This is a genomic window from Xylophilus rhododendri (assembly GCF_009906855.1).
Taxonomy (GTDB): Bacteria; Pseudomonadota; Gammaproteobacteria; order Burkholderiales; family Burkholderiaceae_C; genus Xylophilus; species Xylophilus rhododendri.
This window is the reverse complement of record NZ_CP047650.1, coordinates 1425257-1438234: the sequence shown is the minus strand read 5'-3', so window position 1 is coordinate 1438234 and position 12978 is coordinate 1425257. Positions and strand designations below refer to the sequence as shown.

General features: G+C 69.0%; 11 protein-coding genes. 4 read left to right on the top strand and 7 right to left on the bottom strand.

The features are described 5' to 3' along the window. Positions 1-30 precede the first annotated feature (30 nt). The gene (locus GT347_RS06470) at positions 31-1011 is read left to right on the top strand and encodes a Bug family tripartite tricarboxylate transporter substrate binding protein (protein WP_160551182.1); all 981 of its coding nucleotides are present in this window, start codon (positions 31-33) and stop codon (positions 1009-1011) included. Further along, entirely contained in the window at positions 1008-2321 is a 1314-nt protein-coding gene (locus tag GT347_RS06465; protein WP_160551181.1) for a sulfatase family protein, read from the top strand. The genes GT347_RS06470 and GT347_RS06465 overlap by 4 nt, the downstream gene beginning before the upstream one ends. Positions 2322-2354: 33 nt before the next feature. Here the strand turns inward: GT347_RS06465 and GT347_RS06460 are convergent, their stop codons facing one another. Both GT347_RS06460 and GT347_RS06455 read right to left on the bottom strand, forming a co-directional pair. Further along, complete coding sequence (locus GT347_RS06460) at positions 2355-2687, bottom strand: hypothetical protein (protein ID WP_160551180.1); 333 nt, start codon at positions 2685-2687, stop codon at positions 2355-2357. Between the two features lie 112 nt (positions 2688-2799). Beyond that, positions 2800-5226, bottom strand: coding sequence for a membrane-bound PQQ-dependent dehydrogenase, glucose/quinate/shikimate family (locus GT347_RS06455; RefSeq protein ID WP_160551179.1), 2427 nt, complete (start codon positions 5224-5226; stop codon positions 2800-2802). Positions 5227-5330: 104 nt separating this feature from the next. Here GT347_RS06455 and GT347_RS06450 point away from each other — a divergent pair, with 104 nt between their 5' ends. Then, the gene (locus GT347_RS06450) at positions 5331-6212 is read left to right on the top strand and encodes a LysR family transcriptional regulator (protein ID WP_160551178.1); all 882 of its coding nucleotides are present in this window, start codon (positions 5331-5333) and stop codon (positions 6210-6212) included. A 17-nt stretch (positions 6213-6229) separates the two neighbouring features. Here the strand turns inward: GT347_RS06450 and GT347_RS06445 are convergent, their stop codons facing one another. From GT347_RS06445 to kdpF, 5 genes are all read right to left on the bottom strand, one after another. After that, positions 6230-7255 carry a tripartite tricarboxylate transporter substrate binding protein gene (locus tag GT347_RS06445; RefSeq protein ID WP_160551177.1) on the bottom strand — a complete coding sequence of 342 codons (1026 nt, stop codon included), beginning with the start codon at positions 7253-7255 and terminating at the stop codon, positions 6230-6232. Between the two features lie 87 nt (positions 7256-7342). Continuing rightward, on the bottom strand, positions 7343-7915 hold the full coding sequence (gene kdpC, locus GT347_RS06440; RefSeq protein ID WP_160551176.1) for a potassium-transporting ATPase subunit KdpC: 573 nt from the start codon (positions 7913-7915) through the stop codon (positions 7343-7345). A 9-nt stretch (positions 7916-7924) separates the two neighbouring features. Beyond that, positions 7925-9985, bottom strand: a complete 2061-nt coding sequence (kdpB, locus tag GT347_RS06435; protein WP_229722888.1) for a potassium-transporting ATPase subunit KdpB — start codon at positions 9983-9985, stop codon at positions 7925-7927. 74 nt (positions 9986-10059) lie between these two features. Continuing rightward, a complete protein-coding gene (gene kdpA, locus GT347_RS06430) occupies positions 10060-11769 on the bottom strand; it encodes a potassium-transporting ATPase subunit KdpA (protein WP_160551174.1) in 1710 nt (569 codons plus the stop codon). A 1-nt stretch (position 11770) separates the two neighbouring features. Next, positions 11771-11869 (bottom strand): K(+)-transporting ATPase subunit F, encoded by a 99-nt coding sequence (gene kdpF, locus GT347_RS06425; protein ID WP_160551173.1) that lies wholly within the window; start codon positions 11867-11869, stop codon positions 11771-11773. 312 nt (positions 11870-12181) lie between these two features. Between kdpF and GT347_RS06420 the strand changes: the two genes are divergently transcribed. Further along, positions 12182-12955: a TerC family protein gene (locus tag GT347_RS06420; RefSeq protein ID WP_160551172.1), complete on the top strand. Its 774-nt coding sequence runs from the start codon at positions 12182-12184 to the stop codon at positions 12953-12955. The last annotated feature ends 23 nt before the right edge of the window (positions 12956-12978 follow it).

Here is a 12978-nt window from a genome sequence, read left to right as displayed (position 1 = left end):
CTGTCCGACCCCGCTTCTTTCCGTTTGCCCATGCTTTCTGCTTCCCCCATCAGCCGCCGCGGCGGCCTGATCGCCCTCGGCGGCCTCGTCGCCAGCCCCCTGCTGCGCGCCCAGCCGGCGCAGCTCGACGGCCCGCTGCACATCGTCGTCGGTTATGCCCCCGGCGGCGCCACGGACCGCTGCGCCCGCATCGTCGGCGACAAGCTGGCCCAGCGCCTGGGCGTGCCGGTCCTTGTGGACAACAAGCCCGGCGCCGGCGGCCGACTGGCCGCGCAGCAGGTCAAGGCCACGCCCGCGAACCAGAACGTGCTGATGCTGGCCAACCCCGCCGTGATGGTCGTCGCGCCCCTGGTCTTCAAGGACAACAACTACGACGCCGAACGCGACTTCGTGCCCGTCTCCCAGGTCAACGAATACGAGTTCGCCCTGGCCGTGTCGCCCACGCTGCCGGTGCGCGAACTGAACCACCTGCTGGCCTGGATGCGCGCCAATCCCAAACAGGCCAACGTGGGTGTGCCGGCCACCGGCAGCCTGCCGCATTTCTTCGCCCTGATGATGGGCGAGAAGGCCAGGGTGGAGACCCAGGTCGTCGGCTACCGCGGCTCCGCGCCGCTGCTCAACGACCTGCTGGGCGGCCAGGTGCCGATCGCCATCGATACCGCCGACGTGCTGCTGCCCCAGCACGAGGCCGGCAAGCTGCGCATCCTGGCGCTGTCGGGGTCCAGGCGCTCGCCCTTCGCGCCGACCATTCCCACCTTCAAGGAAGCCGGCCTGGACCTGGCCGCCGTCGGCTGGAACACCTTCTTCGCCCCGGCCAGCCTGCCGGCCGAGCGCCGCGAGCGCATCGCCGCCGCCATCCACGAGGTGATGCGCGAGCCCGACACGCAACGCCGCTTCAAGGATTCGCTGATGGTGCCGGTGGTCAGCACCCCCGCCCAGACCAGCGCCGGCCTGCAGGCCTACCGCGCGCAATGGGCGCCGGTGGTGCAGAAATCGGGCTACCAGCCATGAAGCGGCCCAACATCGTCTTCATCGTCGCCGACGACCTCGGCTACGCCGACCTGGGCTGCTATGGCGGCCGGGATGCGGAATTCGGCCCGGTCTCGCCGGTGCTCGACGGCCTGGCCGCACGGGGGCTGAAGTTCACCCAGGGCTACAGCAACTCGCCGGTGTGCTCGCCCACCCGCTTCGCCATGATCACCGGCCGCTACCAGTACCGGCTGCGCGGCGCGGCCGAGGAGCCGATCCGCAGTGACCGTGGCAGCACCACGCTGGGCCTGCCGCCGGAGCATCCCACGCTGCCCTCGCTGCTCAAGGACAGCGGCTACCGCACGGCGTTGATCGGCAAATGGCACCTGGGTTATCCGCCGCATTTCGGGCCGCTGAAATCGGGCTACGAGGAGTTCTTCGGTCCGCTCTCGGGCGGCGTGGACTACTTCACCCACTGCGATTCGCGCGGCAACCACGACCTCTGGCACGGCGAGGAAGAAAGGCACGAGGAGCGCTACCTCACCGACCTGCTGACCGAACGCGCCATCGACTACCTGGACCGCATGGCCGCGCAGGACGCGCCCTTCTTCCTCAGCCTGCACTACACCGCGCCGCACTGGCCTTGGGAGACCCGCGAGGACGAGGGCCGCGCGCCGCAGGTCAAGGACAACCTGTTCGACCTGTCGGGCGGCAACATCCACACCTACCGCCGCATGGTCCACCACATGGACGAGGGCATAGGCCGGATCATGTCGGCGCTGGAGCGAAACGGCATCGACCAGGACACACTCGTCGTCTTCACCAGCGACAACGGCGGCGAACGCTTCTCCGACAGCTGGCCCCTGGTGGGCGGCAAGATGGATTTGACCGAGGGCGGCATTCGTGTGCCCTGGATCGCCCACTGGCCGGCGCTGATCGCGCCGGGCGGCGTGAGCCGGCAGCACTGCCTGACCATGGACTGGTCGGCCACCATGCTGGATGCGGCGGGTGTGGCGGCCGATCCGGCGTACGCGCTGGACGGTGTTTCGCTGCTGCCGGTGCTGCGCGATGCGGGCCACCATTTCCAGCGGCCCATGTACTGGCGCATGAACCACCGCGGCCAGCAGGCCCTGCGCGAGGGCGACTGGAAATACCTGCGGGTAGATGGCAACGACTACCTCTTCGACCTCTCGGCCGACGAACGCGAACGCGCCAACAAGGCCAGGGTGGAACCAGAGCGGCTGCTGCGTTTGCGAGCCGCCTGGGAGGCCTGGAACGCGACCATGCCGCCGATTCCGGCCGACGCGACCGTCAGCCTGGGCTACTCCGTGAAGGACATGCCGCAGCGCTGACGGCGCCCGCCCCGCGGGGCGGGCGGCCGGGCATCACTTGCCGATCTGGCGGCTGATGCCGTTTTCCTGCTGGTTGAGTGCCTGCTTCTCGGCACGGGTGATGTGGCCGCCGTTCTGGCTGGCCATGGCGCGCTCCTCGGTGCGCACCTGCCGGTCCTCGGCATGCAGGGCGGCGGCCTGCGGCCGGCTGATCTCGCCCTTGGCGACCTCGTTGTGGATGCGCTGGTTCTGGTGAGCCAGGCGGGCATTGACCTCGGCGCGGCGCGGATGGGTCTGCTGGAACGGGGTTTCGGCCATCGCGCCGGTCGCCAGCGTGGCGGCGGCGCAGAGGAGCAGGGCGGACTTCAGGATCTGGCGCTTCGACATGGTGGGCTCCTCGGGTTTTTCACACATGAGGCCGGCTGGCCCCATGCGTGTACAACGCCGGCCCGAAGGCCGCTGTTGACGGCCTTCGGTGAAGCCCGGGTAAACCTGAGACCTAGGGTTTGCCCGGCAGGGCGTAGGCAATGATGTAGTCGCCGCGGTCCGGCGCGGTGCGTCCGCCGCCGGCCGTCACCACCACGTATTGCTTGCCCGATTCGGGCGACTTGAACACCAGCGGGGTGGACTGGGCGCCCACCGGCAGCGGCGATTTCCAGATCTCCTGGCCGGTGGCCACGTCCATCGCACGCAGGTAGTAGTCGGCGGTGCCGGTATAGAAGATCAGGCCGGAAGCCGTGGCCACCGGGCCGCCGAGCGAAGGCATGCCGATGGGGATGGGCAGGTGCGTCTTCATGCCCAGGGGGCCGAGCTGCTCGACGGTGCCCAGCGACCGCTGCCAGGCGATCTTGCGGGTCTTCAGGTCGATCGCGGTCATGGTGCCGAAGGGCGGATCGGTGCAGGGCACGCCCAGCGCCGAGGTCACCATCGCGCGGTTCACGCCGTAGGGCGTGCCGGCCATGGGCACGATGCCGGCCACGCTGGGCGTGGTCTTGCCGGAGGCCATCAGCGCCTTGTCCGCTTCGGGGCGGGGCAGCAGCTTGGCCTTCATCATGATCCGCATGTCGTTCACGATAAGGTAGTCGTGCACCTTGTCGATCGAGATGCCGCCCCAGTTCATGGTGCCGAAGGGCGAGGGATGCGGGATGTACCAGCTGGTGCTGGGCGGCGTGAAGTCGCCCTCGTACTTCAGTTCCTTGAAGGCGATGCGGCACATCAGCTGGTCGATGGGGGTGATGCCCCACATGCCGGCCTCGGTCAGCACGCCCTGGCGGATCTGCGGCATGCCCACGGAATAGGGCTGGGTGGGCGAGAGCTTCTCGCCGGGCAGGCCGTCGGTGGGCACGGGTTTCTCGACCACGTCGGCGATGGCCTTGCCGGTGCGGCGGTCGATCATGAAGATCTCGCCGCGCTTGGTCGTCTGGATCAGCGCGGGGATGCGTTCGCCGTTGGGGCCGGGCACGTCGTAGAGCACGGGCTTGGAGGGCAGGTCGTAGTCCCACACGTCGTGGTGGGTGGTCTGGAACACCCAGCGCTCGGCGCCGGTCTTGGCATCCAGCGCGACGATGGAGGAGTTCACCCGGTTGATCGCAGCGGTGCGCTGGCCGCCGTACATGTCGGGCGTGCCGTTGCCGGTGGGCAGGTAGACCAGGCCCAGCTGCGGATCGTAGGTGGGCGCGGCCCAGGTGTTGGGCGTGCCGCGGGTGTAGTGCTCGCCGGGGCCGGGCTCGGTGGTGACGCCGGGGCGGCCGATGTCCCAGGCCCAGGCCAGCTTGCCGGTGACCGGGTCGAAGGCGCGCACGGCGCCGGAGGGCTCGTCGACCGCCTGGTTGTCCATGATCCAGCCGCCGACCAGGATGCGGTCGCCCGCCATCACCGGGCCGGCGGTCGGGTTGTAGAAGCCGGGCACCAGCTCGCCCATGCCCTTGGCCAGCGAGGTCTGGCCCTTGTCGCCGAAGTCGGCGCAGGGCTCGCCGGTGGCGGCGTCCAGCGCGATCAGGCGCAAGTCGGCGGTCGTCAGGTAGATACGGCGCTGGCAGGCGGCGGGCTGGGCCGAGGCCACCGGCGCGTCGGCCGATGCGGGCGCGGCGGGCTTGGGCACCTCGTAGTAGGCCAGCGAGCGGCAGCGCAGCCAGGTCGGGCTGTAGCCGGGGTTGACCTGCGGGTCGTATTTCCAGACCTGCTTGCCGCTGTCGGCGTCGATGGCGAACACCTTGTTGGCGGGGGTGCAGGCGTAGATCACCTTGCCGATCTGCAGCGGGGTGTTCTGGTTCTCGGCGCCGCCGTAGGCGAAGTCGCCGGTGCGGAAGGTCCAGGCGACCTTCATGTCGCCCACGTTCTGCGGCGTGATCTGGTCGATCGGCGAGAACTGGTTGCCGTCGGTGGTGCGGCCATAGTTGGTCCAGTTGGCGCCGTCGTCGCCGGGCTTGTAGCCCTGGGCGATGGCGGGTGCTTCACCGGCCTTGACCAGCCAGATCGGCTGGAAGGCGCCGGCGAAGGCGCCGATCAGGCACAGGCCCAGCACCACGGCCAGGCCGTAGGAGGCGCGGCGCACGGGCGCCTGTCCGGCATTGCCGCGCAGGCCGGGGGTGACCAGGGCGATCAGCAGGCCGATCACGGCCAGCAGGCCCAGGCGGGCGGCCAGGGGCCAGAAATGCAGGCCGGCTTCCCACAACGACCACAGCAGGGTCAGCACGAAGGTCAGGCCGTAGAGCCAGGCGCCGCGCCGGTCCGAGCGGATCAGCAGGATGCCCGAGACCAGCATCAGCAGGCCGGCGGGCAGGTAATAAAAAGAGCCTCCGAGCTTCAGCAGCTCGAGGCCCCCATAGGCCAGATAGGCCCCCAGCAGCGCCGTGATGGCGCCGACGACGATGGCGGCTATCCTGCCCGCCCCGTATCGCTTGTGTTCTTTCGACTCGACCGACATGTCATTCCCTGTTTTTCGACGGAAGGTCGAGTCTAGAAACCGGGCATCATTCGGGGAAGTTTGATCTTTGGATCGATCGTTCTGAAAGCCGGAATGGAGTGGGCATGGAACTGAGACATCTGCGGGCCTTCATCGCCGTCGCCGAGGAGATGCATTTCGGCCGCGCCGCCAGCCGGCTCAACCTCTCGCCGCCGCCGGTCAGCCTGGCGATCAAGGAGCTGGAGGACGAACTGGGCCTGCGGCTCTTCGAGCGCAACTCGCGCCGCATCGCGCTGACGCCCGGCGGCCAGGAGCTGCTGCGCGACGCACGCAACATCGTGGCCCGCACCGAGGCCATGCGCCAGCATGCGGCCACGGCGGCCAGCGGGCTGTCGGGTTCGCTGTCGGTGGGCTTCATCAGCACGGCCACCTATTCCTTCCTGCCCGAGCTGATGCGCCGCTTCAGCAGCGACCATCCGGACGTGCGCCTGTCGCTGCACGAGGACAGCACCGACCGCATCCTCGAAGACCTGGAGGCCGGCGCGCTGGACCTGGGCCTGATGTTCGCCTCGCCGGTCTCCTATCCCTCGCTGGACTATGTGGCGACCAACCGCTTCGAGCTGGTGGCGGCGCTGCCGGCGTCCCACGCGCTGGCCAAGCGGGCGCGGGTGCCGCTGGAAAAACTCGCCGACGACCGCTTCCTGCTGTTCGAACGCCAGCAGGGCGCGCTGATGTTCGACAAGGTGGTGGCCGCCTGCATGCAGCACGGCTTCAGCCCGCGGCTTTTCCATGCGCGCCAGCAGCACACCATCGTGAGCCTGGTGTCCTCCGGCTTCGGCTTGGCGCTGGTGCCGGACTGCGTGCAGGTGATCCAGCGCGAGGGGGTGGTCTACCGCCGTTTGCGCGGGGAGGCGCCGGTCGTCGAGGTGGGCGCCGCCTGGCGCAGGGACGACGATTCACCCACGCTCAAGGCCTTTCTGCAATACGTGCCCCAGCTGCGGCGCTGAGGCCCGCCGCTGCCGCGCTACTGGTCGATGCGGATGCCGGCGGCGCGCACGATGTCGCCCCATTTGCGGATCTCGGCGCGGGTGTAGGCATCGAAGGCCGCCGGGCTGCCGCCGACGGTCTCCAGCCCGTCCTGCTGCAGCCGCTCGCGCACGGCGGGCTCGGCCAGCACGGCGGCGACGGTGGCGTTGAGCTTGGCGACGATGGCGGGCGGCGTGCGCGCCGGCGCGTACACGCCGTGCCAGGCCAGGGCCTCCGCGCCGGGGTAGCCGGCCTCGGCGATGGTGGGCACGTTGGGCAGCAGGGCGGTGCGTTTGAAGCCGGTCACGGCCAGGCCGCGCAGCCGCCCCGCCGTGACCAGCGGCGTGCCGCCGGCGATGTCGCCGAAGGCCACCGGCGTGACGCCGGCCGCGGTATCGAGCAGGGCCGGCCCCGCGCCCTTGTACGGCACATGGACCAGCCTGGTGCCGGTGGTGCGCATGAAGAGCTCTGCCGCCAGCTGGGCCGAACTGCCGGTGCCGGCGGTGCCGAAGCCCACGGTGTCGGGCTCGGCCCTGGCCTTGTCCACCAGGTCGCGCAGGCTCTTCAGGGGCGAGGTCGGATGCACCGCGATCACGTAGGGATAGGCGGTGAGCTGGATCACGCCGGCGAAGTCGGCCGCCGCGTCGTAGGGGATCCTGGCGAAGAGCGCCGGGTTGAGTGCGTTCGGCCCGGTCTGGCCGAGCAGCAGGGTGTAGCCGTCCGGCGCGGCCTTGGCCACCGCGTCGGTGCCGACGATACCGCCGGCGCCGCCCCGGTTGTCGATCACGAAGGACTGGCCGAGCCGTGCCGACACCCGGGTGAAGACGAGCCGCGCGACCACGTCGGCGCCGCCGCCGGCCGAGAAGGCCACCACCACCCGCACCGGGCGGGAGGGGTAGTTGGCCGCTTCGTCGGCGGCCGATGCATGGCCGGCACTCAGCAGGAGCAGGGCGGACGCGGCAAGCAGCTTTCGCCGCAGGGCAGGGAAGTAGCGCAATAGGCGCGGCTGGGCGCATGGGGCCATCGTCGTGTCTCCGTCTTTTATTTGGCTGATTGTATGACGATAAGCCAATTGGAGCATGCGAGGCGAAGACTGCCAGCGCGGGCCATGCTATCTCGCTGCGTCCAGCGAGAGATTGAGCGCCAGCACATTGACGCGCGCCTCGCCGAACCAGCCAAGCACGGGCTGCTCGGTGTGCTGGTCGACCAGCTTCTGCACGCCCTCTGCCGGCAGGTGCCGGGCCTTCGCGACCCGGGCGACCTGCCAGGCCGCGGCCGCCGGGCTGATGTGCGGATCGAGCCCGCTGGCAGAAGCGGTCACCAGGTCGACCGGCACGGCGGCATGGTTGCCCGGATCGGCCGCGCGCAGTGCCTCGATGCGGCCCTTGACCGCATCGGCCAGCGCCGGGTTGAGCGGCCCCAGGTTGGAGCCGCCGGATGCCTGCGCGTTGTAGGCCGCGGGCGCCGTGGCCGACGGCCGGCCCCAGAAGTGGCCGGGGTCGGCAAAGGACTGGCCGATGAGCGAAGAGCCCACGGCCTTGCCGTCCTTCATCACCAGGCTGCCGGCAGCCTCGTCGGCAAACACCAGCCGGGCGGCGCCGGTCACGACCAGGGGATAGAAGGCGCCGGTGACCACGGTCAGGGCGGTGAACAGCACGAGGCAGGGACGAACGATGGAAGTCATGACAGCTCCTCAAACCAGGCCGAACGCGACCAGCACCAGGTCGATGGCCTTGATGCCGATGAAGGGAACGATGAGCCCGCCCAGGCCATAGATGAGCAGGTTGCGCCGCAGCAGCGCGGCTGCGCCCACGGCGCGGTAGGCCACGCCCTTCAGGGCCAGCGGAATCAGCACCACGATGATCAGCGCGTTGAAGATCACGGCCGACAGGATGGCCGAGGACGGGCTGCCCAGCCCCATCACGTTGAGCGCGCCCAGCTGCGGATAGGTGGACACGAAGATCGCCGGGATGATGGCGAAATACTTGGCCACGTCGTTGGCGATGGAGAAGGTGGTGAGCGAGCCGCGTGTCATCAGCAGCGCCTTGCCGGTCTCCACGATCTCCAGCAGCTTGGTGGGGTTGGAGTCCAGGTCCACCATGTTGCCGGCCTCCTTGGCTGCCTGGGTGCCGGAGTTCATGGCCACCGCCACGTCGGCCTGGGCCAGGGCGGGCGCGTCGTTGGTGCCGTCGCCGGTCATGGCGACCAGGCGGCCTTCGGACTGGTACTGGCGGATCAGGCGCAGCTTGTCCTCCGGCGTGGCCTCGGCCAGGAAATCGTCCACGCCGGCCTCGGCGGCGATGGCCGCGGCGGTGAGCTTGTTGTCGCCGGTGATCATCACCGTGCGGATGCCCATGCGGCGCAGCTCGCCGAAGCGCTCCTTGATGCCGGTCTTGACGATGTCCTTCAGCTCGACCACACCCACCACGGTGCGGCCCTCGGCCACGGCCAGCGGCGTGCCGCCACGGCGGGCGATCTCGTCGGCCGCGCGCAGCAGGTCGGCGGGCATGTCGCCGCCCAGCGATTCGACGTGGCGGCGCACCGCGTCGACCGCGCCCTTGCGCAGCGAGCGGGCACCGACACCGTTGGCGGCCGGCAGGTCCAGGCCGCTCATGCGGGTCTGGGCGGTGAAGGGCACGGGCACCGCATCGGCGGGTGCGGCCGGTGCGGCGAAACCGCGGCGCGAGGCCAGGGCGACGATGCTGCGGCCCTCGGGCGTTTCGTCGGCGGCCGAGGCCAGGCTGGCGGTCACCGCCACGGCATGTTCGGTGCTGCCGGGCGCGGCCACGAAGGCGGCGGCCTGGCGGTTGCCGTGGGTGATGGTGCCGGTCTTGTCGAGCAGCAACACGTCCACGTCGCCGGCGGCTTCCACCGCGCGGCCGGAGGTGGCGATCACGTTGGCCTGCATCATGCGGCTCATGCCGGCCACGCCGACCGCCGACAGCAGGCCGCCGATGGTGGTCGGGATCAGGCAGACCAGCAAGGCCACCAGGGCGGTCAGGCTGACCACCGTGCCGGTGCCCGCGGCCTGCACGCTGAACAGCGAGTAGGGCAGCAGGGTGGCGGTCACGCCCAGGAAGACGATGGTCAGCGCCACCAGCAGGATGGTGAGTGCGATCTCGTTGGGTGTCTTCTTGCGCTCGGCGCCCTCGACCATGCCGATCATGCGGTCGAGGAAGGACTCGCCCGGATTCACGGTGATGCGCACCACCAGCCAGTCGGACAGCACCCGGGTGCCGCCGGTGACGGAGGAAAAATCGCCGCCGGACTCGCGCACCACCGGGGCGGATTCGCCGGTGATGGCGCTCTCGTCCACCGAGGCGACGCCTTCGATGACCTCGCCGTCCAGCGGGATCAGGTCACCGGCATCCACCAGCACCACATCGCCCTTGCGCAGGTTCTCGGCCTGCTCGGGCAGCCAGTCGGCGCCGTGGCGGGGGCTCTTCAGCTTCTTGGCCCAGGTGCTTTTCTTCAGGCCGCGCAGGGATGCAGCCTGGGCCTTGCTGCGGCCTTCCGCCAGGGCTTCGGCGAAGTTGGCGAACAGCACGGTGAACCACAGCCAGACCGCCACTGCCAGGATGAACCAGGGCGGCGACGCCACATCGGCCGGCGCCTGCAGCGCATGCAGCCAGAGCAGGCTGGTGAGCATGCTGCCGATATAGACGACGAACATCACCGGGTTGCGCCATTGCACCCGCGGATCGAGCTTGGCGAAGGCGTCGCGCAGGGCGGGCAGCATCAGCCTGCGGTCCATCAGGGCCAGCTGGGGGCCGGCCTTTTCGGCCGGCAGGGATTTCATGGAATCGTTCATCTTGTTCTCCTGCGCTTTCAACGGCCGGCCCACAGCACCAGGTGCTCGACCATCGGGCCCAGCGCCAGGGCGGGGACGTAATTCAGCAGGCCGACCAGCAGCACCGTGCCGATCAGCAGCACCACGAACAGCGGGCCGTGCGTGGGCATGGTTCCGGCGTTGGCCGGCAGCCGGTTCTTCGCGGCCAGCGCCCCGGCGATGCCGAGCACCGGCACGATCACGCCGAAGCGGCCGAACCAGATGGCGATGGCCAGCAGGGTGTTGTAGAAGGGCGTGTTGGCGGAGAGGCCCGCGAAGGCGCTGCCGTTGTTGTTGGCGGCCGAGGTCAGCGCGTAGAGGATCTCGGAGAAACCATGCGCGCCGGGGTTGGCGATGCCCGCCTTGCCAGCCGTGGCCAGCACCGCCACGGCAGTGCCCACCAGCACCAGCAGCGGCGTGACCAGGATGGCGATGGAGGCGAGCTTCATCTCGTGCGCCTCGATCTTCTTGCCCAGGTATTCCGGCGTGCGGCCTATCATCAGCCCTGCGATGAAGACGGCCAGGATGGCGAAGACCAGCATGCCGTAGAGCCCGCTGCCCACGCCGCCGAAGACCACCTCGCCCAGCTGCATCAGCACCATGGGCACCATGCCGCCCAGCGGCGTGAAGGAGTCGTGCATGGCATTGACCGCGCCGCAGGAGGCAGCGGTGGTGATGGCCGCGAAGAGGGCGGATGCCCCGATGCCGAACCGCACCTCCTTGCCTTCCATATTGCCGCCGGCCTGCAGCGCGCTGGCGGCCTGGTCTAAGCCCAGCGGCTGCAGCCGCGGATTGCCCGCCTGCTCGGCCGGCACGATGGCGACGACCGCCGCCACGAACAGGATGGTCATGGCCGCCAGCACCGCCCAGCCCTGGCGCCTGTCGCCCACCACCCGCCCGAAGGCGAAGCAGAGCGCCGCCGGGATCAGGAACATGGCCAGCATCTCCAGCAGGTTGCTGACGGCCGTGGGGTTCTCGTAGGGATGGGCCGAGTTGGCGTTGAAGAAACCGCCGCCGTTGGTGCCCAGTATCTTGATCGCCTCCTGCGAGGCGACCGGGCCCATGGCCAGCGTCTGGCTGCCTTCCAGCGTGGCGACGGTATGCGCCGGCTGGAAGTTCTGGATCACGCCCTGTCCGGCCAGCGCGAGGGCCAGCACCAGCGACAGCGGCACCAGCAGCCAGGCGGTGATGCGGACCAGGTCCACCCAGAAGTTGCCGACCTGGCCCGAGGAGCGTGCCGCGAAGCCGCGGAACAGCGCGAAGACCACGGCGATGCCGGTGGCGGCCGAGAAGAAGTTCTGGCCGCTCAGCGCCACCATCTGCGTCAGATGGGCCATGGTGGCTTCGCCGCTGTAGCCCTGCCAGTTGGTGTTGGCCATGAAGCTGATCGCAGTGTTGAAGGCCGAGTCCGGCGACACGGCGGCCATGCCGTCCGGGTTCAGCGGCAGCACGGCCTGCAGGCGCTGCATGCCGTAGACGAAGAACACGCCCAGGGCATTGAAGGCCAGCAAGGCCATGGCGTAGGCCTTCCAGCCGCCGCCGTTTTTTTCGTCCACGCCGGCCAGGCGCAGCAGCGGGGTTTCTGCGCGGCGCATCCACAGCGGATGGTTGCCCTGGCACAGCGCCGCGATCCAGCGGCCCAGGGGCAGGCCGAGCAGCAGCAGGGCCAGCAGGAAGACGATGAGCAGGGTCCAGGCGGAGCTGTCCATCTCAGAACTCCTCGGCGCGCAGCAGCGCATACACCAGGTAGGCCAGCAGCAGCACGACCAGCAGGCCGGCCGCTCCGTAGAGGACTTCCATGTCGATCATGGCCGTTCTCCCTGTGCCGTGCGCTGCGGGCGCAGGCGGTCCACACCCAGCACCAGGGCCGCGGTTGCGGCCCAGAAAAGGGCGATGCCCCCGATAAAAAGCAAGTCCATGACGGCTCCAGCAAACGATGTCTGGAGCCTAGGATTGAGGCCGTAAAAGTGCCGTCAAGAATGCGCGGGCCGGTATAAAGATTCCATAAAGGCCGGCACCCTGCGGGTTCATCCGGACCCGGAAACCGACGAGGTCTTACGCCGCACGGGCTTGCCGGCTGGGCATGATCGGGGCCTGTTCCATCCTTGCCCCATCGCCGCCATGCAAAGTCTTCAAGCCTTGTTCTCGGACCCCACGGCCTGGGCCGCCCTGGCCGCCCTGGTGGTGATGGAGATCGTGCTGGGGATCGACAACCTGATCTTCATCTCCATCCTGTCGAACAAGCTGCCCGAGCAGGACCGCAAGAAGGCGCGGCGCATCGGCATCGGGCTGGCGCTGGGGCTGCGGCTGCTGCTGCTGTCGATGATCGCCTGGCTGGTGGGGCTGACGGCGCCGGTGTTCGATCTGGGGTGGCAGGGGCCTGCCGACGCGGCGGGGGTGCCTAGCTTCGAGACGCAGTTCTCGTGGCGCGACCTGATCCTGATCGCGGGGGGACTGTTCCTGATCTGGAAGGCGACCAAGGAGATCCATCATGCGGTCGATCCTGCGCCTACTGGGGATGTCTTCGAGACGCGGGGGGCTGCTTCCATCGGGTTCTCCGCGGCCATCGTGCAGATCATCCTGCTGGACATGGTGTTCTCTATCGACTCCATCCTCACGGCGGTAGGCATGACCGAGAACCTGGCGGTGATGGTGATCGCTGTGATCGCTGCTGTCACCGTGATGCTGGTGGCTGCTGACCCCTTAGCCAATTTCATCAATCGCAATCCTACGGTTGTGATGCTGGCGCTGGGCTTTCTGTTGATGATCGGGGCTGTGCTCATCGCTGATGGGTTTGGGGTGCATGTGCCCAAGGGGTACATCTATGCGGCGATGGCGTTTTCCACTTTGGTCGAGATGCTCAATATGCTGGCTCGGAGGGGTAAGAAGGGGTGATTTATCGGATGGCTTCCTGCCTT

Bases quoted from the DNA above. Each gene is read 5' to 3' on its own strand.
- GT347_RS06470 (WP_160551182.1), top strand. From the start codon at position 31: ATGCTTTCTGCTTCCCCCATCAGCCGCCGCGGCGGCCTGATCGCCCTC.
- GT347_RS06465 (WP_160551181.1), top strand. From the start codon at position 1,008: ATGAAGCGGCCCAACATCGTCTTCATCGTCGCCGACGACCTCGGCTAC.
- GT347_RS06460 (WP_160551180.1), bottom strand. From the start codon at position 2,687: ATGTCGAAGCGCCAGATCCTGAAGTCCGCCCTGCTCCTCTGCGCCGCC.
- GT347_RS06455 (WP_160551179.1), bottom strand. From the start codon at position 5,226: ATGTCGGTCGAGTCGAAAGAACACAAGCGATACGGGGCGGGCAGGATA.
- GT347_RS06450 (WP_160551178.1), top strand. From the start codon at position 5,331: ATGGAACTGAGACATCTGCGGGCCTTCATCGCCGTCGCCGAGGAGATG.
- GT347_RS06445 (WP_160551177.1), bottom strand. From the start codon at position 7,255: ATGGCCCCATGCGCCCAGCCGCGCCTATTGCGCTACTTCCCTGCCCTG.
- kdpC (WP_160551176.1), bottom strand. From the start codon at position 7,915: ATGACTTCCATCGTTCGTCCCTGCCTCGTGCTGTTCACCGCCCTGACC.
- kdpB (WP_229722888.1), bottom strand. From the start codon at position 9,985: ATGGACCGCAGGCTGATGCTGCCCGCCCTGCGCGACGCCTTCGCCAAG.
- kdpA (WP_160551174.1), bottom strand. From the start codon at position 11,769: ATGGACAGCTCCGCCTGGACCCTGCTCATCGTCTTCCTGCTGGCCCTG.
- kdpF (WP_160551173.1), bottom strand. From the start codon at position 11,869: ATGATCGACATGGAAGTCCTCTACGGAGCGGCCGGCCTGCTGGTCGTG.
- GT347_RS06420 (WP_160551172.1), top strand. From the start codon at position 12,182: ATGCAAAGTCTTCAAGCCTTGTTCTCGGACCCCACGGCCTGGGCCGCC.